We start from the raw sequence: 24,940 nt of genomic DNA, 5'->3' as shown, positions 1-24,940 counted from the left end.
ATGGCTGATCTCAAGGTGACTCAGATCAAGAGCACGATCGGTGCCAAGTCGAACCAGCGCGACAGCCTGCGGACGCTTGGTCTGCGGAAGATCCGCCAGTCGGTGGTTCGTGAGGACAACGCTCAGAACCGCGGTCTGATCAACGTCGTGCGCCACCTCGTAACAGTTGAGGAGGTCTAGACATGACCATCAAATTGCACCACCTGCGTCCCGCCCCTGGCTCCAAGACCGAGAAGACCCGTGTGGGTCGCGGTGAAGGTTCCAAGGGTAAGACCGCCGGTCGCGGTACCAAGGGCACCAAGGCACGCAAGAACGTCCCCGCGGCGTTCGAGGGTGGCCAGATGCCGCTGCACATGCGTCTGCCGAAGCTTCGCGGCTTCACCAACCGCTTCCGGGTCGAGTACCAGGTCGTCAACGTTGGCCGCATCGCTGAGCTGTTCCCGCAGGGCGGCACCATCGGTAAGGCCGAGCTCGTCGAGGCCGGCGCCGTTCGCAAGAACGAGCTGGTCAAGGTTCTCGGCGACGGCGAGATCGGTGTCGCCATCCAGGTGACCGCCGACAAGGTGACCGGCTCCGCCAAGGAGAAGATCACCGCAGCCGGTGGCACTGTCACCGAACTGGCCTGACGGTACTCTGAAGAGCAGTCGACACCGGACGAGTGGCAAACTCGTCCGGTGTCACTGTTAGAGTTCAGTCGTTGGCTGCCAACACTTGTCATGGGCTGACGTTTCCGTAAAACCGATGTCGCATGGCATGACCATGTCGTTCGCCAGGAGGATTTGTGCTTTCCGCCTTCGTATCGGCCTTCCGGACTCCGGACTTACGGCGGAAGATTCTCTTCACGCTGGGGTTGATCGCGCTGTACCGGCTGGGTGCCGCGCTGCCGTCCCCCGGCGTCGACTACCAGAACGTCCAGGCATGCGTGAAGCTGGTCTCCGGCGGTGAATCCGCCGGTATCTACCAGCTCATCAACCTTTTCTCCGGTGGCGCGCTCCTGCAGCTGTCGGTGTTCGCGATCGGCATCATGCCGTACATCACCGCGAGCATCATCATCCAGCTGCTGACCGTTGTCATCCCGCGGTTCGAGGAACTGCGCAAGGAAGGCCAATCCGGCCAGACCAAGATGACGCAGTACACCAGGTACCTGTCGGTCGCCTTGGCGGTCCTGCAGGCCACCGGCCTGGTCGCGCTGGCCTCGCGCGGTCAGCTCCTCCAGGGCTGCAACGAGCCGATCCTCGCCGACACCAGCATTTTCGGCATGATCATCATCGTGCTGGTGATGACCGCCGGCGCCTCGCTGGTCATGTGGTTCGGCGAGCAGATCACCGAGCGCGGTGTCGGCAACGGCATGTCGCTGCTCATCTTCGCCGGTATCGCGGCGCGTATCCCGCTCGACGGCAAGTCGATCCTGGATACCCGCGGTGGTCTGGTCTTCGGTCTCGTGTGTGCCGCCGTGCTGGCGATCATCGTGGCCGTGATCTTCGTCGAGCAGGGTCAGCGCCGGATTCCGGTGCAGTACGCCAAGCGCGTCGTCGGTCGCAAGATGTACGGCGGTTCATCGACGTACCTGCCGTTGAAGGTCAACCAGGCCGGTGTCATCCCGGTGATCTTCGCGTCCTCGCTGCTCTACCTGCCGAACTTGATCGCGCAGCTGACCGGATCGAGCACGGCGACGGAGCCGAGCTGGTGGCAGGAGATCATCCAGAAATACCTGGTGAACCCTTCCAACCCGGTCTACATCGCGATCTACTTCGCGTTGATCGTGTTCTTCACCTACTTCTACGTCGCGATCACCTTCAACCCGGAGGAACGCGCGGACGAGATGAAGAAGTTCGGTGGCTTCATCCCGGGTTACCGGCCCGGTAAGCCGACCGCCGACTATCTGAACTACGTCCTGAGCCGCATCACCCTGCCTGGCTCGATTTACCTCGGTCTGGTCGCAGTGCTCCCGAACCTGTTCCTCGACATGGGCAATTCGGGTGCGGTCGCGAACCTGCCGTTCGGCGGTACCGCGGTGCTCATCATGGTCAGCGTGGGTCTCGACACGGTCAAGCAGATCGAGAGCCAGCTGATGAATCGAAATTACGAAGGGTTCCTCAAGTGAGAGTTGTTCTGCTCGGTCCGCCGGGTGCCGGCAAAGGTACTCAGGCCGTCCTGCTGTCAGAGAAGCTGGGCGTTCCGCACATCTCCACCGGAGACCTCTTCCGCGCGAATATCAGCCAGCAGACCGCCCTCGGGCGTGAGGCACAGAAGTACATGGACGCGGGCGACCTGGTCCCCAGCGACGTCACCAACCGCATGGTCGAGGCCCGCGTCGGCGAGCCCGATGCCGCGAACGGTTTCGTGCTCGACGGTTACCCCCGCACGGTCGACCAGGCCGACGCGCTGAAGAAGATCCTCGAGCACAACGGCACCACACTCGACGCCGTGCTGTGCTTCGTGGTCGCCGAGGACACCGTGGTCGAGCGCATGCTCGCCCGTGGGCGCGCCGACGACACCGAGGACGTCATCCGCAACCGGCTGCGGGTCTACCGTGAGGAGACCGAGCCGCTGCTCGAGCACTACGACGGTCTGGTCGTGACCGTCGACGGCATCGGCGAAGTCGATGAGGTCAACGGCCGGGCGCTCGCGGCGCTCGGCCAGTAATCAGCGGATCGGAGTACTGAGGCCGGATGGTCTTCACCCGTAAGAAGAAGGTCGTGCCGTTCCGTTCGGCGGGCGAGCTGGATGCCATGCAGGCAGCCGGCGCGATCGTCGGCGCGACGCTGGTCGCCGTTCGCGCGGCGGCCAAGCCCGGCGTTTCGACGCTGGAGCTCGACGAGGTCGCCGAGGCCACTATCCGTGACGCGGGCGCAGTCCCGTCGTTCAAGGGTTATCACGGCTTCCCCGGCTCGATCTGTTCTTCGGTCAACGACCGTGTGGTCCACGGGATCCCCTCGGCGAGTGAGATTCTCACCGAGGGTGATCTTGTGTCCATCGACTGCGGCGCCATCCTCGACGGCTGGCACGGCGACTCGGCGTGGACGTTCGGCATCGGCAACATCATCGAGGCCGATCAGCTGCTGAGCGAGGCCACCAAGCTCTCGATGGAGGCAGGCATCGCGGCGATGCTGCCGGGCAACCGGCTCACCGATGTCTCCCACGCCATCGAGCTGGGCACACGCGCGGCCGAGCAGGCACACGGTCGTCAGTACGGCATCGTCGACGGTTACGGTGGCCACGCCATCGGGCGCGAGATGCACATGGATCCGTTCCTGCCCAACGAAGGCGCGCCCGGTAAGGGCCCGCGCCTGGTGGTGGGGTCGGTGTTGGCGATCGAGCCGATGCTGACTCTTGGCACCACCGACACCAAGACCCTCGATGACGACTGGACCGTGGTCACCACCGACGGTTCGCGCGCCGCGCACTGGGAGCACAGCGTCGCGGTGACCGAGGACGGGCCGCGCATTCTCACCCTGCGCCCGGAGTAGTCGCCGACGAAGTCAGCCTTCGAGCAGAACGGTGATCGGGCCGTCGTTGGTGAGTTCGATCTGCATGTGCGCGCCGAATTTTCCGGTGGCCACGGTGGCGCCCAGTTCACGAAGCGTTTCGGCGAAGGTGTCGACGAGGGGTTCGGCGAGCGAGCCGGGGGCAGCGGCGTTCCAGGAGGGGCGCCGACCCTTGGCGGTGTTGGCGTAGAGGGTGAACTGGCTGACCACCAGTATGGGGGCGTCCAGGTCGGCGGCGGAGCGTTCACCGTCGAGGATTCGCAAACGATATGTCTTGTCGGCCAAGGCTTTCGCGTTGGCGTCGGTGTCGGTGTGGGTGGCGCCGACGAGGGCGAGCAGACCGTGGGGGACACCGGTGGCCGCCGGGTCGATGCGTCCGACGACCTGATCGTCGACGCTGACCTGGGCACTGGTCACACGCTGCAGCAGTACTCGCACGACTCCGATCATGCCGGGTGGCCGTACTCCACAGGTTTCCGGGGCGGCATATCCGTTCCAGCGGTGTGAAGTACCGCTGGAACGGATCAAGCGGACGCGACTCCTGACACGACGAAGCCGCTGCCTCCCGATGGGGGCAGCGGCTTTTCGTTGCTACGGATCAGTCCTTGCCGAAGAAGAGAATATTCGGGCCGTAGTCGGTGAGCGGGGCCTTCTCCGCGGCCTGGCGGATGCCTGCGCCGGGGAGTTCGGTGACTTTGGCGAACATTTCGGCATTACCGAAGGCGGCTCTGACCTGGGTTTCTGAGGCGTAGTCGGCGCCGTAGTCGGCCAGGGTCGCGAAATCCAGTGGGGCCAGCGGGGCGTCGAGAGGCGCCTGACCGGAGGGTCTGCCGAGAGCCGCGTACTGGGTGGCGATGCCGTTGTCGTAGAGGCACAGTTCGTAGGAGATCTTCTCGATCGTGGCGACGGTGAGGACCGGCCATTTCTTCGAGAGAGCAACGGCGAGTGGGTGTTTGCCGAGTGCGCCGATCTCCCAGTTGAGGCTCTTCACCGAAATCCAGCTGCCCGAGGACTTCTCGACGAGCACCACATCGGCACCGAGCTCGGTGTCCAGGTTGGTCTTGGGTTCCTTGACGCCCCAATGCTTGTCGTGCACACCCGCGAATCGACCGGCATCGACAGGCTCCGCTTTGTCCTGGGCGTACGCGGCGACGATGGCGGCGCGGACCTGGTCGAGCGCGTCCGGCGCCGAGCATCGCACGGCGATCGCACCGTAGGTCGCCGAGATCTCCACCGGCCGCGAGGGCGGCTCCGGCATCGCCCCTGCCGCGAGGGGCTTGAGGCCCACGAGCGCCAACCGCCAGTTGATCTCGTCGATCGTGGCCAGGTCGCCGCCCGACTGGTACAGAATCTGCTGCTGCGTCAGCCGCCCCGCGCGTTCCAGGGTCGGCGCGCCCAGCTTGATCAATGCCTGGGTGGTCTTGACCGTGAGATCCAGTTCCTCGACCCGGGTTTCCCGCAATTTCGCGGTACTCGCTGTCGTGGTGACCTCGGAATACAACGCGCGATAGCTCGCGATGGCCTGCTTGCGCGAGCGCCCCACCATCAGCGTGCGCAGCAGGGTGCTGAGGCTCGCCAGATACTTGCCGGGTTGTTCGGAAGCGCGCGCGTACATGGCCGCGCGAATCCGCACCGCCGACTCACTCGCCGCCACCGCCGCATCGTGATCGAGCCGCATCAACCACACGCCGCACTTGGACAACCCGTCGGCGCACATGGCCGAAACATCCGGGTAGTCCTGCGCTACCTGCCGATACGCTGAACAGGCGCTGCGAATGGTGTTGGTCGCGAGCTGGCGATGCCCGACCAACCGCGTCGCCTGCTCGAACAACCGAAGCGCGTCCTGCAACGCACCCGCGTACTCGTAGGAGACGTACCCGCCGACCAGCCAGTGCAGCCGGATCGCCACCGCTTCCTGCGCGGGCTCCAGCGCCTCGGCGGTGCGATCGCGCCCCGACGGGTCATCGCGGGTGGCGAGCAGGCCCTGGGCGAGTTCGGTGAGTGAACCGGCCAGGCGCAAATAGTCGTCGGAGTGCTGGCTGCGGGTGTTGGCGCGATTGGCCGCGACGCGCCGTTCGAGGTCGCTCAGGTCGGTCATGAGCGGTTCCGTCGCGACGTCGACCTGAGCCGAGTCGACGTGTCCACGTTGGTCATGAGCAGTTCCATCGCGACGTCTACCTGAGCCCTATCGTTCGTTCGTTCGTCAGCCGTCGGACGGCCGCCTGCGCTTCGATCGAGTCTGTCACAGATCGGTTTCGGCCGTCGGATCGTGATCGGATTGCCGGCTTCGCTTCGATGTGCGATTCGAGCGGTGAAACCAGCCGGTGCGATGTTCGTCGAAGCGTGACTTGCTGGGGCTGTGCATGTTTCGTCGTGGTCGTTAGACTCCGACACGATCGAGCCCGTCGGCGAGAGTCGTCGGTGGTGTGCATCGAGGAGCGAGTGCGTGGGTAACGAGACTCCCTGGTCGGGGTTGGCCGGTAGGGCGAAGGTGCGGGTCGAGACGGGTGCCGCACTCGATGCAGCCAAGGCGTGTAGCGATGCGATCGAGGTGTTCAACGCTTGCCTGAAGATCGTCAGTGCGGAGAACTTCGGGCACTTCGACGGTGAGAAACTCGGCGGGTCGGAGGTTATCGCAGGCCCGCTGCTGGCGACCAGGTTCGAGATCGAGGCGTGGGATGCCAAGGAATGTCTCGAACGGCACGTCGACTCGTTGACCGACATGATGGACTTGTTCAAGTCAGCTGGTGACACCTATACCGGCGCGGATCATATGTCGAGCACAGAGATCGCCGCGCTGAAAGCCGACAAGACCAAACTCGGAGATGTGAAGCCCTCGACGGCGGAGCAGGACAAGCTGGGCACGTCGATGGGCAAGAAGGGCGACGACTATCGCCCCGGCTACTACGACGCGGACGACGTGAAGAGGCACGAAGCCGACGTCGACGTCGCGACAGTGCCCAAAGTCAAGACGACGGCAAAGCCCAAAGAGATCGAGCCGATAGACGTAGCCTCGCCGGAAAGCATGAACTGGGGGGAGCTCCATCGACTCGGCGTTCGGATCCAATGGGCCCAGGTCGGTGACGCGGCGACGGTCTGGGCGAATATGGCGACCGAGGTCTACAAGGCCGCATCGCAGCTCGAGGTGAAGCTGCAGAAGATCACCACCGAAAGCTGGGAAAGCCAGGGCGGTGACACCGCATTGCAGGCGATCAAGACCTACGCCAAGTCGGTATACGAGCTGTCCGGTGGCTTTCGGATGACCGAGGCCAACCTGCGGTACACAGCGGACTGGTTGTATTCGACGAAGGTGGCGATGCCGCTCAGCGAGAGCGAGCCGCGTGGCTGTGGCGACGATGAAGGCGACAAGCGCGAGGCTTATCGCATCCATTATGTCGACGGTCTGAGCCACACCGAGAAGCTCTTCCCGGTCTTCACCGAACCTGCCGCGCCGGCGGGACCGGTCGAGAAACCGAAAGACAGGCCGTCCGATAACGGACAGAATCCATCGGACAAGCCCTCGGGTACGCAGCAACCGTCCGGAAACCAGGGTGGTGGGTCGCAAGGTGGTGGCGGTTCTCAGCAGGGTGGTGGCGGTTCTCAGCAGGGCGGGTCCGGGCAGCAGAGTGCAGGCTCGGCGCAGTCGCCTGCTCAGCCGCAGATCACGCCAGAGGGTCAGGCGGCGCAGAAGACCGCCGAGCAGATCCAGGCCGGCGTGATCCCGTCGACACCTACCGGAACCGGTTCCACGGGAACGGGTTCGACAGGTTCGGGTTCGACGGGTACCGGTTCGTCGAGTGCGACGAATCCCGCCACCGGCGCCTCGCGAGCGGGCATCGTGGGCCAGCAGACGGGCAGCACGCAAACCGGCTCCGGGTCCGGTTCGGGCACCGAGATGTTGTCCTCGCTGATGTCGGCGGTGACGTCGACGGTCTCGTCCCTGTCCGAGGCGCTGCCGAGCGTGCTGACCGCGCTGCAGCAGATCTCGACGGACGTGACCGCGGGCCTGCCCGATCTGAGTCAGCTCGGCTCGGTGTTCGAGCAGTTCCCCGACCTGGCGGCGATTCTGTCGGACTCGCCGGAGGTCAACAGCCTGATCTCGGCCAACCCCGCGTTGGAGCCGTTGGCTGCGATGCTGGGGATCGAGGTGGGGGACGCGCCGGCGGTAACCGAGCCGGCCGAGACCACCTCAGAACTGCCGGAGACCGCGTCGGCCGCGGGCGCCTTCCCCCGTGCCTCGTTGCCCGATTTCTCCAACCTGCTCCCCAGTCTGGAGGAGGTCGGCGCGCCGTTGACCGGTCTCGTGGCCGCGGCCCCGCAGGCCGAGGTTGTGCCCCTGGTCGAAGCTTTCGACGGAGGCGACGGTTCGTCCGCGTCGGCTGCCCGATTGGTGGCCGGCGAGTGACCCGGACGTGGGAATTCACCGATCTCGAGTTCTATGTCCTCTGGCGACGATTGGTCGGGGGCACGCTGCCGCGTCCACTCACCTTCCAGACGAACACGCGATTGCTCGCCGATTTCGAGCGTGAGAGCTACGAGACCTGGGAACGGTTGCAGCACACCGTCGACCCGGTGATGCGCACTGTCTTCGAGGTGCTCGAACGACCGGAAGTGTGGGTGCGACTGCGTGGTTGGAACGACGCGCAGGAGAGCGACCCGCAGTACTGGGTGAAGGCTCGCGCGGCGCGTGCGGGCGCCAACGGGTACCTCGTTTACCAACGTCCGGGCGAAACCTACACGCACAGTGGCGGTTACGTGGTAATCGACTGTGGTCCGTACGGTATCGCCGAGGCGCTCGTCGACTTGATGCCCGCAGTCGGTGCGGGCAGCGGTGGCCTTGTTCCCCTGGCGACCGATGCCGAACCCACGGAGTATCAGCCGCGCGCCTCGATGTTCTTCGAGGAGGCCGACACCTCGGTGGCCCAGCGGAGCGCCGAGTTCTTCGACATTCCCGCCGACCGCACCGGAACGATCGATATCCTCCAGAATCAATCCATGTTCGGCTCGCGCGGTATGCGCCGCGAGATCCTGGTCTGGCGTGATCTGCCCGCCGACGGCCGATACACCATCGAGTTGCCCTCGGACGCGCCCGTCGCGACGCCGACGTCGCGACCTGCGCTGATCGAGGCGATCAACGCAGGCATCGACCGCATGATGGTCCGCGTCGAGGCGCACTGGGAGGCGAGCGCCTAGCCGCTGGCCGAAGGTGCTCTCCGGCACCGCGATCCGCGCTGCATAGGTCTGTTTACGTTGCCGTCACTCGGAATTCGCCTTACAGTCAGAGTGTCGTCTTGAACGATCTGAACTGGTGCGGTGCGCCGTACGGGCGCTGGAAGTGGGCTACCGATGACGGACGAGAATGTCGAGTTCGATTCCGGCCTTTTTTTCAAGGCCGCTGACGCGACCGGCCGCGTCCGTGATCGGATCCAAGGCGTGTTGGACACGCTGGCCACGTCGACATCGAGTCGTGAAGGATGTTGGGGTTCGGACACCCTCGGCCGCAACTTCTTCTGCGGCCCGGACGGTGACAACGGCTACGAATCCTCGCGCGAGAACACCGTGGACAACGCGGGCAGCATGGCCACCGGCATGAAGAATCTCTCCACCGGTCAGCACGAGAGCGCGGTGCTGCTCAGGGACATGGAGCAGGGCAACCGCGACGGCCTACGCGGCCGAGGCGGGCGCGGATGACCAACGAGCAGGCCAGGTCCGACCTGCACACCGTGATGGACGGGGTGCAGGAGCAGTTGCGCACGATCGCGCGAATTCAGCAGGAGCGCGCGCAGATCATCGGCACCGCTACCGTGCGCAAACGGGTGACGGTGACGGTGAATGCCGACAATCGGGTGATCGAGACGAAGTTCGCCGCCGACATCGATGACCTCGACTATGCCGAGATCGCCAAGGCGGTCACCGAAGCCGCGCAGCAGGCCGCCGCCGAGGTCGCCCGCAAGACCGCGGAGCTGACCGCACCGTTCCATGAGCAGCGTGCGCGGATGCCCAAGCTCAGCGACCTGGTCGACGGCATGCCGCAGCTGCGGATCCCGGAGCCGGTCGAGGCGTCGCTCGACCCGCCGAAGGCACGAGATCGACTGGCCGGGAACGACGATCAGGGCAATCGTGGCGGATCCAGTGCCGCCACGGATTCGAGCTGGTGACCTAGCCTCGCATGATCGAGCTGCCTGATGAGCTGAGCTGGCTCAAGATCGTCGCGGGGATGGAGTGGCCAGACGGCGACGAAACCGAGATGTGGGCGCTGGCGCAGGACTGGCGGACCGCCGCCGAGGGGCTGCGCGCGATCCTGCCCGACATCGATGACGCGAAAACCGCCTCGCTGAAGGCGTATCCGTCCGGTGAGGGCGTCGCGGAGATGACCAAGGCACTCGACAGCATGCGCAGCGGTGATCAGTCGCTGGGCAAGCTCGCCGAGTATTTCGACCTCGTCGGTGAATCGGTCGACGGCGTCGCCATGGAAATCGAATACACCAAGATGATGTTCTGGACCTCGCTGCTCCTGCTGGCCGCGGAGCTGGCGGCGGCATGGCTGTGGCCGCCGACGGCGCTGTTGGTGGAGGGCCTCGCGATCGCCGCGACCAGGATCGCGGTGCGTCTCATCGGGGAGCGCGCCACGGCCGCGATCATGCGGTGGGTCGCGCGCGCCGCGGCCAACACCATCGTCAAATTCCTGGCCAGGCACGTCGCGATCGACGCGACGCTCGGCACGATGCAGGAGTACTTGGTCCAGCAGTGGCAGGTCGACAAGGGGAGCCGCGACAAGATCAATGTCGACCAGGTGATCGTGACCGCGATCAGTTCGGCTGCCGGTGGTGCGGCGGCGGGCCCCGCGGGCGAAGCCCTGGGCAAGTGGCTCAAGAACAACGGCGTCACCGACAAGTGGTTGCAGTCGGCGATCACCGGCCCCGCTGCCGGGCTGGTCGGCGCGGGCGCTGGGCTGGCCGCCGCGACCGCGACCCAGTTCGGCATCGACGCCTACCGATTCGACCTCGACACGGCATGGGACAACGCGAAGAACTCGTTGAGCTCGATCGACCCACTGATGTTCACCGCGGGTGCCAGCAACGGCTTCATGTCGGGCGTGAACAAGGTCGGTGCGAACACCGCGTGGCAGCACATGGCACCGGGGATGAGCGGCCGCTCCGGTCTGGCCGACCGGGTCAATCCACTGCTCGGGGATTTCGGGAACATCGGCGCGGGTGAGGGTGCGGGCGGTCGACAGACTGGTGAGGACGGGCCTGGTGGTCGGGCAGAGGGGGAGGGCGGACCGCGTGCGCGCGCAGCGGGTGAGGAGGAGCTCGGCGCGGGCCCGGAAGGCGAGGCGCGCGGGGACGACCCTGAGACGAGGGGCGAGCAGCGAGACGACACCGCGGGACAGAGTGGCCGCGGACCCGGCGACGGTTCGGCGGTGCGGCCCGCGGCGGCCACCGATCCGGGTGAGGGCGCCACGAATCCTGGCGATGGCGCGCGGGCAGGTTCCGGCGAGAACACCCAGAAGACGGGCGTCGACGAATCGCGCGCCGAGGGCGATTCCGCCAGGGGCGAGGGCGGCGCCCCGGCGCGCAATGACGGTGGTCCGCGTCGAGACGGTGCGAGTGATGACACGAATCAGGCAGCTGGACAGTCGGATTCGCCTGTCCAGCGCGGCGACGATCATCGGGCCGGATTGCCTGAACAGGGCGAGGCGACGCGGGGCGACGACGGGGTTACGCAGCCCGGGTCGCAGAACAACGGGTTCCATCCCGCCCGTGCGGACGGCCCCGAGGTCGCCGCCGGTGCGACCAGCACGGCCGCGGCCACCGGGGCCGCGTACGGCGCACCGGTGACTGCCGGTCAACCGCCCGTCGCCACGACGAACGCGGCTCAACCGGCCGTCACCCCGGCGAACACGGGTCAACCGGCCGCCGCACCGGCCAATACGGCTCAACCGGCCGCGACCCCGGCGAATACGGGTCAAGCACCCGCTGCGACGCAGGGCGGCGGCGAAGCGAAGCCAGGCGGGCCGCAGACGACGCCCGCGCGCTCGGGTCCGGCACCGGAACTGCGCACGCTCGGCGCCGATCAGTCCCGCGTCGACGAGGTCAGGGCAGGCGCGCCCGAGACCCGCGGCGCGCCGCCGCAGTCCTCCACCGAACGGCCGCGCATCGGCGACGGATCCATGGCGAGGCCGGACGCGGAAAGCCGGGCGGGTGCCCCCGATCAGCGCGCCGCGGGGCCCGTCACGCCGGACGGCGCGGGCCTGCGGGCCGGCCGCAGCGATACGGTCGCGCCGATCCTGCCGGTGGTGGCACCGGGCGGGCAGCCGACGTCGGGGGCGGCGCAGGCAGGGACACGATCCGACGGTGCAGGCCCCAACCGCGGCGCGGGCGACGAAATGCGCAGCGGCCGCAAACCGGACCCGGAGACGATCGACGAACCCCAGGTGCGCGATATCTTCGACAGCTACCTGCCCAACGGTGAAGGGATTGTGTACGGCCCGCACAGCACCTCCATCGGCGACGATCCGCGCACCCATCGGGTACGCCAGAACCTGCGCAACGAGGGCATGCACGACGTCATCGTGCACGGTTCCGAGGACGGCGCGCCGATTCCCGGTGACCGGTCGAAGGTGCATCCGCAGCAGATCGTCGACGCGATCCTGCTCAACCCGGACTATGTGCGAGGCACGCCGGTGCGGTTGGTGTCGTGCCACAGCGGTAACGACAACGGGTGGGCGCGATACATCGCCGACCGGATCGACGCGCCCGTGCTGGCGCCGACGAAACCGGTTGGTGCGCCACGTAGTCCGGACTCACCCGTGCGGCTCGCGCCTGGTGGCGAGTGGCGTGTGTTCCCGGACCCCGATGAGGTGGCGCCGCAGGTCGACGGCGATTCAGCGGCGCCGCCCGCACGCGACCCGGTGGATCTGAACAACGATGCCGATTGGCGGCACGGCCTCGACGTGATGGGCGAGGACGGACCACGTGTCGAGCCGACCTCGTTCCTGCGGCCTGATCCCGATCTGCCGACGATGGCCGTGCCGCCACCACCGAGTACCGATTCCCACCTGCTCGGCGTGCTCGACCCAGCGCACACGACCAGAGAGAACGGGCTGATCACCCACGTCGACGGGGAGCCGGTCGCCGATTTCGTGCGCAGGCTCGGTTTGGAACGGCAGGCGGATTTCGTGCAGGCCGCCAAGGACAAGGTGCTCAGCAAGAAGGCGCAGGGCGCGGTGGTGTCGGTCGGGATCGACCGGGCGACCGGGCGGGTATACGAGGCAGCCAACGGCCGCGTCGGTGACGTGATCGCCGATGTCGACGTGCATCCGACGTTGAACCAGCGCCTGAACGAGATGCGGGCGGGCTCCTACACTCGCGGCGACGACCCGGAAACCTTCACCCAGCCGCACCCCGACGAACCGCTGGCCCACGCGGAAGTCAAGACCACGAACCAGATATTGCACGATCGGGCCCGGTTGAAGCAGACGCCGGAGTGGAGTCATCTCCGCGACGACGTCGACGCGCTCCCCGACATCATCAACTCCCCGATGTTCGTCAAGGGTGTGCGGATCTTCGCGCCGTGCTGCGCCAACTGCACCAACCTGCTCGCCGGCACCGACAGCGCGACCGGCTACCAGAACCGCTACCCACCGGGTGATTTCACACCTTTCGATCATGTGCGGCGCAATGCCGACGGGGTGATCGAATCGCTGGTCGGCCTGGATGTCCTCACGCCACAGCCGGACCCGGCGATCACCGGTCCGCCCGATGCCGGAGTCACGCCACGGCAGGAGATGGACGGCTCGACGGCCGAACATCGCAGGCTCACCGAGGAATTGGACAGCGCCGGAGCCGAATTCGCCGACCGTGTCGCTCGCCTCGACGGGCCAGACGCCGATTCGCTCGCCCAGCAAGCGGATACGACGCTGGCCGAGGCGAATGCCAGGCTCGACGCACTGGCTCGGCAGGCCGATGCGGAATTGGCGAGGACTCTGGATCAGCTGACCCGCGTCGAACGAGAACTGGCCGCGCGGCCCGACAGCCTCGACCAGGGGCAGGACCGGGTGTCGCCGCCTCAGCGCATCGATGACGTGTCGGCCGATCAGCTCGCGCGTGACACCGAGTTCGCCATGCGGCGCGCTGAACAGGCCGAGGCGCGGCATCGGACCGTGCTCGACCGCATCGACCAGATCCGTCGTGATCTCGCCGCGCAGGCCGAGAACCTTCGAACGACAAGCGATCTCGACGCGGCGCGCGTTCGGTCCGACGACCCGGCCAACCGCGATCGCGCAGACGGCGAACGAAACCGCGTCTCCGACGACGATATCGACTGGCTCGGCAGCCGCCGCGATGACGACGACGGCGAGCACCTGCCGCCTGCGGCCGACGAGTCCGGGGGCGCGAACAAGCCACCGACGCGTCCACTCGCGCCCGCGGGCGCCCCCGAGCCCGGCGAGGGTGACGGAAACGCGCTGCCCCCTGGGGAACCCGGTGAGGCGTCGCCGGTGCGCAGAGACGAGCCTGGCATCGTCGATGTCACGGTCGACGGTGAGTCGATTCCTGTGCGGGTGGAGCCCGAGGGTGCGGATACCTGGCGGCTCGCCACCAGGCCGGACAACACCCCGGCGACACCGGAGGAGCCGCCCGCTCCCGTACCCGCGACCGGGCTACGCGGAATGCTGAATCGGTTGCGTGACCGGCTCATCGGTCGGGCGAATCCCGATCACGTGGCGGGGCACGGCATCGACGGCTTCACGCCGTTGCGCGATGGCGCGCAGGCGCTGCCGCAGCTGCACGCGGGGCCCCAGCTCCCGATCCACCATGGTCCGACGCCGCCGCCCGGCCAACAGGAATTCCGGGATGCGCCGGACTCCGGCCACGCGGTCATGGGCCCCGGGTTCGTCACCACGGCGATCACCTTCTATCGAGGCCGCGTCCACGCACCGATCCTTGGTCGTTTCTCCTCGCTGCGGCCCGAGGTCGCGGGCGAGCACGTGCCGGTCAACGACGACGACGGCACGCCCTATCAGCCGTGGTTCACCGAAGGCGATCCGGCGGAGCTGCGCACGATGGCGCTCGACCAACTCGACACCCGGCGCATGTCCAGGGGCGAGGCACGGAACCTGCTCCTGCACGCGCTCGACCGGGCCGAGGGCGAACTGCGGCGCCAGATCATCGACGACCTGGATATGCGAGGCCTGATCTCGCTCGAGGACGCCGACGCGCTGCGGCAGGGCGAGCTCCCGTCGTGGGCCGAGCCGCTGCCCGCGCCCGACTCTTCGCACCTGCCCGTGGCCGACAACTCGTTGACAGGGCTGGCGGCGCGCTTCGGTTTCACCCTCCCCGACGAGTCGCCGCTGACCGTGCGCCGAGTGGTCGACGAGCAGACCTACCTGGCTTGGCGGGACGCCGCGGCGGTCGAAGGGCTGGCGGCTGCGGCCCGGCGCGCCGAGATCGAGGGCACCGTTCCCTATGTCCGGACGTCCGACCCCGAACCGCGAGCCGCGCTCGACGGCGGCACCCGGCAACCGGAGCTCGAGAGTTCGGCGCCGCCGCCCGAGGGTGACTCCTTGCCCGCTCAGCTCGACGACCTCGGCGGGCCGGGTCGCGCTGTTCCGCTCGGCGAGTTGACCTTCGCCTACAACGACAGCGCGCTCGGCAACTTCCTGCGCGAATTGATGACCGCGTTCGGCAGCAACACCGCGTTGATCAGCGCGGGCCCGGTGGGCAACGGCTCCGATCCGATGCCGGTATTTCGCGAGCTCGGCACCGAGCCCGGCGGCGACTCGGCGCAGCGCGCGATCTTCGAGAACGGGTTCCGGCGCATGCAGCTGCTCGACGAATTGGCTACGTGGGCAAGGCATTTCGAAGTCGACCCGGCCGCGATGCGAGGGCCGGAGCGGGATTCGATCATCGCGGATCTGCGTGCGGCGGCGCAGCTGCGGGCCGAGCGACTCGGTGAGTTCGTCGCCGCGGCCGAACCGGTGTTGCGGATCATCGACGACGCGGTCGGCTCGACCTTTGGTGATCAGGTCGCCCGGATGCCGCTCGGCGAAGGCCAGCCGGACCGGCTGTTGGTCATCGGTGGGACGCTGGACCGTGACAGCGCGCTGGCGCAGGTGCTCGCCGACCATCCCCACCTCGCCGACGAACTCGCCGCGGGCACACTGAAACTGGAGTTCCGGACCGCGCGCGTCGACGCCTTCGGCACGATCCACCTCGATCCCGCTGCGACACCTGACGTCCGGCAGATCCGGCAGACCAGCGACGGTCGCGAGTTGGTGGTCACGATGCTGCGTGACGGTGACGGTGAGTGGCGGGCGGTGCAGGCACCCGAACCCGGCGCGACACTCGGCGGGCCGCAGCCGCTGCCGCCGACGCGCGCCGCGTTGCTGACCGAGTTGGTCGATGTGGCACAGGAACTCGGGCTCGGGCATCGACAGCTGGATGTGCGTCGCATCGATGACGTGGTCGCCGAACTGCGGGTCGACAATGCGGTGCGGGCCGCGATGCTGGAGGGGATGGCCGATTTCGCGCGCTATGCGAGGGCGTTCGGCGAATACTCATCGGTCAGTGACGCGCACAGTCGCCTGGCCGACACGTTCGAGCTCACTGCCGCCGAACTGACCGCGGATCGGTTGGGTGCACTCTTGGCCGACCGCACCCAGCCGCGTTCCCTACGTGGGCAGCAATACGAGGCTCTCGCCAAATATGCCGCACAACTGCGCGGGGTCGACCCCGACAAGGTCGATGCCGCGCACGTCCAGCTCACGAGCGCTCTCGGGCTGGAAGCGGAGGCGCTGCAACCGGAAGCGGTCACCGCCAACGAGGAGACCCGTCGGCTCGATCGCGGGCCGGATCCCGAGTCCTTGGATTGGAAGGAGCTGCTCAAGGAAGTCAGGAAGCGCGAGCGTAGTAACCCGGCGATCGCGGCCGCGTTGGCGGAGTACGCGGCCACGCTGATCGGGATCGACCCGTACTCCGAGGTGGCGGCCGGTGACCGCAGCGCCGACCCGCGTCGCCTCGGCCCGCTGGCGATCTTCGACCCCATGGCGATCCATGCCCTGCGCGAGGTGATCGCGGCCGCGTTCCCCGACGGCGACCCACTCGACTTCGCCCGGTTGCTGGCCGACAACGCCCATCGTGCCTTCGGCGCCGATACGATGCCGGGTTCGAGAGACCAACGGCCGCAGCCGAACTCGGACTGGATGCGACTGGTCGGGCTCGACCTCACCACGCTGGACGAGAAGGGCTATTCCGACGCGTACGAGAACTTCCGCGCCACCGAGCCCGAGCAGCACGCGGGACTCGATCGCGAGGAGCTGGAAGCGGAGCTGAACGCGCTGCGGGGCGAGGTTCGCAGCCGTGCCGTGCTCATCGATCGACTCGTCCAACTCAGCGACGAGTTCTACCGACCTACGGCGGCGGAGCCGACGCCCGGACATGCGCCCGAATCCGACGGTCCACGCGCGCTCGACCCCACCCCGCCCCCGTCGACCCCGCCGCCCGCGCCGTCGGGCGACCCGGCGCTTCCGTCTGGCCCGGTGACGACGCCCGGACCGGCGCTACCGGCTGGGCAGACACCAGCGCCTGACCCGATCGCCGGGCCGCCGGGCGGCTCCGTAGATCCCGATTCGACGCTGCCTAATCAAGCCGAACCCGATCCGACGCCACCGGACAACAGTGCTGACCTCGCGGCGGACGGCAGGCCGGTGCCTGCGCGGTTCGGCGACGCGGTCACCCGCCAGCTCGAGCTGTTCACCGAGTCGCAGCGCCAGATCGCCGAGCATGCCGATGCTGATTCGGAGCGTCGCCTCGACCGGCTGGCCGAAGTGCTCGATGGGCTGCGTGATCCGGTGGTCGGTCTCGATGGGCGCCCCGACGCGACGGCGCTCATCGATGCCGCTCGTGCCCGCGAAATCGACCGGATGACAGCCGGATTCGAGGAGCGCGAGGCGCGAGCCGAGGCCGCGCATCGGGCGGCGATGGACCACCTGCAACAGGTCGCCGACGAGCTCGCCGCGCAAGCGGAACATCTGCGGATGATGCGGGAATTCGACGACGCGCAGCAGCAGCAGGGCGCGGAGTCGCTCGACCGGGCTCGCGACGACGGTGACGACCCGGAGCCGGACGCGGGAACCCCCGCCGACCCGGATGATCCGCCGAAGACCCCGCCCGCCGACAATGCCCGCACCCCCGACGACGATGTCGACTGGATGGGCGGTGACCCCGAACCGCGACCCCGCTACGGCGACGACAACGCGGGACAACCCGCGACCTGGCGGACGAGCCCCACCGACATCGCGGCATCGGAAGTCCGGGATGTCCTCGCCCACAGTGATCTCGGCACGCGGGCCGTGCGATCGCTCGCCACTGCCGACGCCGCGATCCGTTTCACGCCCGAAACCCTCGAAGTCGACGGTGCCGACCACTTCGACGGCCGCACGATGTCGGTGGTGATCGGCACCGAAGGGCGCAGCCAGATCGCGCAGGGAGCGGGCGTCGTCCGGGCGGGAGTGCTGGCCGACGCGGTGCTGGCCGGTGAGCTCGAGGTGGCCCCGGCCCGCATCGCCGGTCTCGATCGCGACGCCCATATCGATGCCAGGTTGCGGGCGGAGGCGATGGCGCTCGGCAGGCAGGCGGAATTCCATCGCGAAATGTCGGACGCGGGCTATGACGTGTCGGCGGGACCGCTGCGCGATCTGATCGACAGCCATTACCGGCAGGATCTGGAAGCGTCGTATCTGGCGGCGTTCGACGAGGCCGTAGTCGCTGCCCGCCTGGCTGATCCCGGCATCGACGGCGACCGGCTCCTCGATCTCGGCCGGACCGCAGGCGTCGATCGGTTGCTGGCGGGCGATCGGTTCGACGCGGCCGACTTTCCGCATGATGGGCGCGGTTTCCGGCATATCGCGGGCCAGGAATGGGACAACGCACGCGCGCATACCCCGCCGCCCGGGCTGAGCGAATACGTGCCGTCGACGCCGGCGCACGCACGTACCGTCGACGGGTTGGTGCGCGCGCAGGCTTCGACGGTCCGCGAACTGCATCGCATCGAAACCGACTGGCAGCGGGTGGCTTCCCGGCTGCAGGACCGGATGAACATCCGCGACGACGAACTCGGACCCGGCCGACGCGAGACGGTAGATCTCCTGCTCGAACGCGTTCGCCACGTGTTCATGCCGCATCTCACCGAAGAAGTGCACGTCCTGGACGCGCTGACGCACCGGCACGCGGAAGTCACCGCGGCACGCGCACGGCTGGTCGTCGATCTCACCGCGGCGGTTCGCGGTGATCTCGGTGTGCCGGTGACCGTGCGTGGGGACGCGACGGGTGTGCTCTATGTCAGTGACGCGCCGGCCACCCACATCCCGGCCGAACCTGCCCCACGCTCGCGCTTTGTCGAGCACCGGATGCCGCCGCAGCTCGACGGTATCGGCGAGCGGAAGCTGCGCGGCGTCTTCGCGGAACTGGACGGCGACCCCGTGGGGCGCTGGGCGGCCCAGGTGCTCGCCGACAACGCCGTGGCGATCCGCTACAGCACCGAGCCCGACGCGAGGATCGGCTACGACCCGGTCACCAACGAAGCCGTTCTCGATCGAAACGGCGAAAGAGGTGACCAGGCAAGGGAACTGGTCAGGGCGGCGATGACCGTCGAGCTGAGAAGGACCTTCGCCGACAACAGCATCGAACGGTTGACGATGTCGCGCGACGAATACGTCGCGACCATGCTCGATCGCGCGGCCGAAGCGCACGGGCTGGCGTGGGCGTTCACCCGCGGCGACGAGGGCAATCCCGTTGTGCCACAAGGCGACGCCATCGCTCGGACCTACGCCGCCGAGTATCAGCGCGCGTCCGAGCTGGCCGCGCGGATCGGCAAGGACATGACCGCGACGCCGTCCGCTGTGCACGGCGCGGCCCATAGAGCGGGTGTGCGTGCGCTGCGGGCGTCGATCGCCGAGCTGGCGCCGACTGTCGACGGTCGCCGCCTCGCTGATCATCACGGTGCGAATTGGGATCGGGCACATGGGATTCCGGCCAGCGATCAGCCGGGCGATCTGGCCGCGATCGCCCGCGATACCCCGCAGCGCCGCGAGCGGCTGGCCGATCAGTTCACCACCGAGATCGAGACCTTCCGAGCGCTGCGCATCGCGGGGGAGTACATCCCGGTCGGTCCCGCCGAACGTGCCTATGCCACCGCCCACGACAAAGCCCTTCGTAAAGCCGAGCGGGTCGCGGAGCGTAAGCCCGATGCGCCTGCACCCGAGCGGGTCGCCGCGGATGCCGGTCGGGCCGCGGTGCGTCGCTACCTCGACAAGGCGGGCATCGATACCGCGCAGGTCGCCATGGACCTGGTGCACGGTGGGTTGCACGAAGGCGAGCCGCGGTGGGGTCGTCCACAGCCGGTCGACGCGGGCGCCGACCGGCTGCGCGCCGACGACCCGGTCGCGCTCGACAGCGCGGCCCTGGCGGACCCCGCGGCGGCCGACGCGCTGGCCGTGCGGGCGCTCAACCGGTACCTGCAACGCCATCCCGAGGCGCAACGCCTGACCGACTACGTCGCCCTCGCCACGCCCTATGCGGGGGACGCCTACCGCCGCCTGGTGATCGTCGCGCCTGCCGGTGAGCACATGCGGGTGCTCAACGACTTGGCCATCATCCACCCGGAATACTCGAATGTGCTCTGGGACCGGTCACATCGGCTCAGCTACGAGGTGCCGGTGGTCGGTCCCGGTGGGCGGCCGTCGCTGCGCGATATTCCCGCGTCGCAGGCCGAGGGGCCGTTCCGGGCTCCCGACCGCAACGAAGCAGTGGCGCACGCGCTGGCTCGCTACCTGAGCCTGCGCGGGGAGGGGCGGATCCGGACAGGTTTCGATGAATGGCTGAAGCAGTTGGGCCCCAACGGCTTCCAGGATCAGAGTGTGTTCGCCGACAGCTTCCTGCACGGGCGGCGGCGCGTGCTGGTCTCGATGCTCGCCGATGATTTCACGGCGATCGGCCACCAGTTGCACGCTGCCGAACCCGATCGGTACGGTCCGACGCACCCGGCCGCTGTCGCGCACGAACTGCATACCCGTCAGCTCACGATGCCACCGTTGGACGGGCACCCGGCGCGACCGACACCGCAGTACGAAGCGCGAACCATCGAGCTCGGCGGGCGACCGTTCACCCTGTGGCTGGTCGGCGACGGTGACGGAAACTGGCGTCTGGCACCGCCGACCGCGCAGGGACACCCGTCCGACGTGATCGGCCGTCGATTGCCCGGCAGTTGGGCCGCCGACGCCGACACCATCGAGGCCGCCGTCACCCGGATTCTACAGGACGGCACCGCGAGCCTCGACTCGCTCGAACGGCGTGGACTGCTCGGCAGATTGACCGAACGGTTGCGCGAGTCCGAGTCCGACCAGCAGGCCGACCACACTCCGCCGCGCGGTGACCAGGGCGACGGCGTCGACTGGATGGGGGCCGGTGATCGTGCCGACGGAGACGAGGCCTCGCGCTACCAGGCGGCCGTCGATCACGAGCTGGCCGCGCTCGACGAGCACCATCGGTTGCTCACCGCGGAGGCCGAGGCGGATCTGCGCCGAACCATCGAGCGAATGGAGCAGACCCGCGCCGCGCTGGCCGCGCCGATCGCCGCGATCGACGACATCGCGGGCGCTGTGCCCGAAACCGATGCCCGCGGCCGAATCGATGCCGTGCTCGCCCGCGAACTCGCGCGCATCGACGCGGAGTTCGACCGCCGCGCGGCCGAAGCCGAAGCGGTGCATCGGGAACTGCTCGACCACCTCGATCGGGTCAGCGCCGATATGGCCGAGCGGGCCCGTATCGCCGGTGATCTCGATGCCGCTCAGCGTGAGATCGGTCGGCGTTTCGACGAACTCGACGGGCGCTACCTCGGCACGCCCGACGCGGCCGCCCACGCCGAAGGCGCTCCCGACCAGCGGGGCGTGTCGGGCGAACCCGATTCGTCTGTCGGCGCCGATCCGGATGCACCGCCGGTCTCCGGCGATCACGATCCGGCTGACGGCGACGATCCGCCGCCGAATCCCGAGTCCACCGACGATGACGACACCTCCGGGTCCACCGATCGACACGGTGTGCCGTGGCACGCGATGCGCTCGCATATTCCGCATCCGCCGCACGAGTACGAGTACGACCTGTCGGTCCCGTTGCCGGGTGAGCCCGCGCGCTGGCCGGTTCCCGAGTCGGCGATCAAAGATCACGATGGGGGCCGCGACGAGTCCCGATCCGGCCATGGGCAGTCGAATGATCCACGCCCACAGAGTGATGCGCGTCAGTCGCAGGGGGTGGGGAGTCCGCCTCCCCAGCCGAGCTACGGACAATCGTCGTACGGGCACGGCGCCGAGCAACCGCAGTCCGGTCGTCCGCAGCAGCCGTCCGGCCCGCAGTATCCGCAGCCGCAGTACCCGTACGGTTCGCCGCACCAGGTTCCCGGGTACCCGCAGCAGCCGCCTGCATCGCAGTATCCATCCGGTTCGCCGCAGTCGCAGGCTCCCGGATACCCCCAGGGGTCCGGCTATGCGCAGAACTGGCAGCCGCAGGGTACGGGTTACCCGTCGACCGGGCTGCCGCACGGGTCCGGTTACCCCTCGAACGGGCAGTCGCAGGGGTCCGGTTATCCCGCGAACGGGCAGGGTCCGTACTACCCGCAGGGTGATCCGGGCGCTGGGTATCAGTCGGCGGGGCAAGCTCCGCAGTATCGAGCGGGCGGCCCTGGCTCCGCGCAACCGCCCACCGGAAAGGGGTATGGGGCGCCGGGCGGAGCTGGTCCCGGTAGTTCCCCGTTGCCCGCCTATCCGCCATGGCATACCCCCGCGGATTCCGGGTCCGCCGGACCGCGGGCATCGGCAGGCGGTCAGTACCAGCAGAGCGCCCAGCCGCCGATGATGCCGCCGATGATGCCCATGTCGCCTCAGCAAGGTGGCGGGGGTCGGGGAGCCGGACGAATGCCCGAGCGTCCGTACCATGCGGAAAACCCTGCCGATGTGCCGGTTTTCGTGCAGCCCTACTTCGGCAACGGGGGACAGGCGCAGTTCGATCCAGTGACGGGATCGCTGTTCGCGGCGGCCGGTGGCGGTCTCGCACTGGGCGGGTTCTTCGCCGATCTCGGTAATGTCTTCGTGGTGTTCTACCGGGACGCGGGCCGGTTGGGTTTGCGGGTCGGTGGGCAGCGGATCGAGTTGGACGGGTCGGTGAGTGTGGAGTGGGCGCAGTCGCAGCAGCGACAGACCAGGCTCGCGGTGGTCGTCGCCGGTGTCGTGCGCTGCGAGTTGATCTACTGGTCGGTGCCGCCCGAGATGGATCTGGGACTGATGGTCCGCGATGTGCTGGCCGACCCGGTTCGCCGGGCCACGATCTTCGGTGGCTGAGCGGCCGATGCCGAGATGGAAGGACGAGGCGATGACGACCCCGAGCACCGACAGGGTCACACCCGACGCCGAGGTGATCGACGCCGAAACCACCGCACCCGAGGCACCCGAGGCACCCGAGGCACCCGAGGCACCCGATGTCGGGTTTACCCTGTCGCCGCTCGACAATGCCACAGAGCTCAGCCGGCGGATCGCGCGCGAGACAGCCGCGCTCGGGCCGCCGGGCTGGCGCCGGGTGCAGGCGACGTTCTCGATGACCGTGGCAGGTGAATCGACGGCGATGGTCTTCACCGATGAGCACGATCGGGTGGCGCGGGTCTTCCCGACCGAGTCGGTACTGGCGTTGTTGCGGGACCACCGGCATCTGTCGGCCTCGCTCGGCGACGGCCCATGGTGGCGCTATCTGCTGACACTGACCGACGAGGGAAAACTCGACGTCGACTACGACTACGGTGACGACCCGTTCCCCGACGACCAACTGTTCGCGCCGGAGGCCTACCGTGCCGACCTCGCGGTGTATCCACGTGCGCAGGTGCCGCTGTGGCTGGCCGCCTATGTGGGGCACGGCGGCAGGCAGTCGCGTCCGCCGCAACTGGCGGCGGCGCAGGCAAGGAACGACGAGGCGACCGGGCGGGTGCCGGTGCGATGTGCCACCGACACCGAATTTCCCGACTTCGGCGTGCTCGCCAGGCGATGGGCGGTGATCGCGGCGGGATTCGTTGCCGTCGGGTCGATGTGGGGTCCGCGGGTGGCGCCGTCGACCTGCGTTTTCGAGGGCGTGCGCCGCAGCGGGTCCACCCTGCAGGCGCTGCCGGGGGATCGGGCGGTGCTCTCTGGTGGCGTGTGGAACGCCCCGGCGCTGGCCGCGGTCTACCGTGACGGCGCCGAGTCGCCGGATCTGTACCGCGGCGCGCCCGCGTGGGTCGCGGACCCGGTCCTGAACGCGCGCACCGGTTCCGGCCTGCTCTCGTTCTGCTACTGGTGGGCCGACGGGCACTGGTATCGCGCGGATTCGCCGGGTGCCGACGAGCTCGCCGAGGCGGTCCCCGGCGTGTGGACGGCCGACATCGTCGCGGGCATCATCGCCGGTCTGCTGACCGACCACCCGACCGAGTCGCAGTACACGGCCGCGCGGCGACTGGTCGCCGATGCCGAGACAGGCGTGGTCACCCGCGCCGTGCTCACCGAGGTGTTCGACGGTGATTTCGATGTCGACGGCGCGTATTTCCAACTGACCGTCGCGGGCGCTACCGCACCGGATGCGACGGTCGACGCGGGTGTGACACCGTAGGCGCGAAGCGAACGGAAGGCAGGTATCGATGACTCCCCGGCGGATCGACATGGATGATCCGGAGGCCGACGCGACCGGCCCCGACGGTCTGATGTACTACCGCGGCGAACTGTTCACCGGTGAAATGGTCGAGCTCTACGACGACGGCACGCTCTTCACCCTGACCACGTACGTCGACGGCATGGAAGACGGTCCGTCCCAGGGTTTCTACGCCGACGGCACCCCCCAATCCGACGGGAGGGCCGCGCGGAACCGGGCGATCGGCGAGTGGCGCGAGTGGTACCCCGACGGCACCGTCAAGCAGATCGACGTCTACGACGACACCGGCAGACTGCGCGCTCGGCGAAAGTGGGACGCCGCGGGCACGCTGATCCAGGATGTGACCCAGTGATCCTCAAACCCGTTGGCATGTACCGGGAGATGTTCCGAGGCCAGCACGACGAACTGCCCTCGATCGCCGAATCCGGCACCGAGCAGGTACTGCCCGACCGCGCCGAGATCATCGCGTACCTGCGCAATCCCCCGGCCGGATTCGACGTGATGGAGGCGGTGGTTCACCTGTTCGAGAAGGATCGCTGGATCCCCGGCGGCTCGTCGCTGAACTCCGACGGTGTGTGGGTCTGGCGTGAGGACTCGGTCGAGTACTTAGCCGCTCAGCCGCTGGAGATCCCCGCTGATTTCGTCGAGTACGTGCGGTCCATCGATTACACCCCACCCGCGGTCGAGGACAACGACACGTTCTACGACGCGCTGCTGCGCTACTTCTGCTAG

General features: G+C 68.1%; 15 protein-coding genes. 13 read left to right on the top strand and 2 right to left on the bottom strand.

The window, feature by feature from the left end:
* The 5 genes from rpmD to map all read left to right on the top strand — a co-directional run bounded on the left by rpmD (nucleotide 1) and on the right by map (nucleotide 3,470).
* The gene (gene rpmD, locus ASD42_RS18730) at nucleotides 1-180 is read left to right on the top strand and encodes a 50S ribosomal protein L30 (RefSeq protein WP_056819257.1); all 180 of its coding nucleotides are present in this window, start codon (nucleotides 1-3) and stop codon (nucleotides 178-180) included.
* Between the two features lie 2 nt (nucleotides 181-182).
* The gene (gene rplO / locus ASD42_RS18725) at nucleotides 183-626 is read left to right on the top strand and encodes a 50S ribosomal protein L15 (RefSeq protein WP_056818375.1); all 444 of its coding nucleotides are present in this window, start codon (nucleotides 183-185) and stop codon (nucleotides 624-626) included.
* A 155-nt stretch (nucleotides 627-781) separates the two neighbouring features.
* Complete coding sequence (gene secY / locus ASD42_RS18720; RefSeq protein ID WP_056818373.1) at nucleotides 782-2,104, top strand: preprotein translocase subunit SecY; 1,323 nt, start codon at nucleotides 782-784, stop codon at nucleotides 2,102-2,104.
* Entirely contained in the window at nucleotides 2,101-2,646 is a 546-nt protein-coding gene (locus ASD42_RS18715; protein ID WP_056818371.1) for an adenylate kinase, read from the top strand. Before secY ends, ASD42_RS18715 begins: the two co-directional genes overlap by 4 nt.
* Before the next feature lie 26 nt (nucleotides 2,647-2,672).
* Nucleotides 2,673-3,470, top strand: coding sequence for a type I methionyl aminopeptidase (map, locus tag ASD42_RS18710; RefSeq protein WP_056818369.1), 798 nt, complete (start codon nucleotides 2,673-2,675; stop codon nucleotides 3,468-3,470).
* 12 nt (nucleotides 3,471-3,482) lie between these two features.
* Here map and dtd read toward each other — a convergent pair whose 3' ends face one another.
* On the bottom strand, nucleotides 3,483-3,926 hold the full coding sequence (gene dtd, locus ASD42_RS18705) for a D-aminoacyl-tRNA deacylase (protein ID WP_056819255.1): 444 nt from the start codon (nucleotides 3,924-3,926) through the stop codon (nucleotides 3,483-3,485).
* A 160-nt stretch (nucleotides 3,927-4,086) separates the two neighbouring features.
* Nucleotides 4,087-5,586 carry a hypothetical protein gene (locus ASD42_RS18700; protein ID WP_056818367.1) on the bottom strand — a complete coding sequence of 500 codons (1,500 nt, stop codon included), beginning with the start codon at nucleotides 5,584-5,586 and terminating at the stop codon, nucleotides 4,087-4,089.
* A 348-nt stretch (nucleotides 5,587-5,934) separates the two neighbouring features.
* Between ASD42_RS18700 and ASD42_RS34785 the strand changes: the two genes are divergently transcribed.
* The 8 genes from ASD42_RS34785 (at nucleotide 5,935) to ASD42_RS18660 (ending at nucleotide 24,940) form a co-directional block, all read left to right on the top strand.
* The gene (locus tag ASD42_RS34785) at nucleotides 5,935-7,893 is read left to right on the top strand and encodes a hypothetical protein (protein ID WP_162256215.1); all 1,959 of its coding nucleotides are present in this window, start codon (nucleotides 5,935-5,937) and stop codon (nucleotides 7,891-7,893) included.
* A complete protein-coding gene (locus ASD42_RS34780; RefSeq protein WP_056818363.1) occupies nucleotides 7,890-8,681 on the top strand; it encodes an ESX secretion-associated protein EspG in 792 nt (263 codons plus the stop codon). Before ASD42_RS34785 ends, ASD42_RS34780 begins: the two co-directional genes overlap by 4 nt.
* A 153-nt stretch (nucleotides 8,682-8,834) precedes the next feature.
* Entirely contained in the window at nucleotides 8,835-9,179 is a 345-nt protein-coding gene (locus ASD42_RS18685; protein ID WP_056818360.1) for a hypothetical protein, read from the top strand.
* Nucleotides 9,176-9,646: a YbaB/EbfC family nucleoid-associated protein gene (locus ASD42_RS18680; RefSeq protein ID WP_056818358.1), complete on the top strand. Its 471-nt coding sequence runs from the start codon at nucleotides 9,176-9,178 to the stop codon at nucleotides 9,644-9,646. Before ASD42_RS18685 ends, ASD42_RS18680 begins: the two co-directional genes overlap by 4 nt.
* Before the next feature lie 11 nt (nucleotides 9,647-9,657).
* Entirely contained in the window at nucleotides 9,658-22,878 is a 13,221-nt protein-coding gene (locus ASD42_RS18675; RefSeq protein ID WP_056818356.1) for a WXG100-like domain-containing protein, read from the top strand.
* A 31-nt stretch (nucleotides 22,879-22,909) separates the two neighbouring features.
* A complete protein-coding gene (locus tag ASD42_RS18670) occupies nucleotides 22,910-24,169 on the top strand; it encodes a hypothetical protein (protein WP_156677504.1) in 1,260 nt (419 codons plus the stop codon).
* 28 nt (nucleotides 24,170-24,197) lie between these two features.
* Nucleotides 24,198-24,560: a toxin-antitoxin system YwqK family antitoxin gene (locus ASD42_RS18665; RefSeq protein WP_063893671.1), complete on the top strand. Its 363-nt coding sequence runs from the start codon at nucleotides 24,198-24,200 to the stop codon at nucleotides 24,558-24,560.
* Complete coding sequence (locus tag ASD42_RS18660) at nucleotides 24,557-24,940, top strand: hypothetical protein (RefSeq protein WP_056818350.1); 384 nt, start codon at nucleotides 24,557-24,559, stop codon at nucleotides 24,938-24,940. The genes ASD42_RS18665 and ASD42_RS18660 overlap by 4 nt, the downstream gene beginning before the upstream one ends.

This window comes from Nocardia sp. Root136 (genome assembly GCF_001427185.1).
Lineage (GTDB): Bacteria > Actinomycetota > Actinomycetes > Mycobacteriales > Mycobacteriaceae > Nocardia > Nocardia salmonicida.
This window is presented reverse-complemented; position numbering and strand designations above follow the sequence as displayed.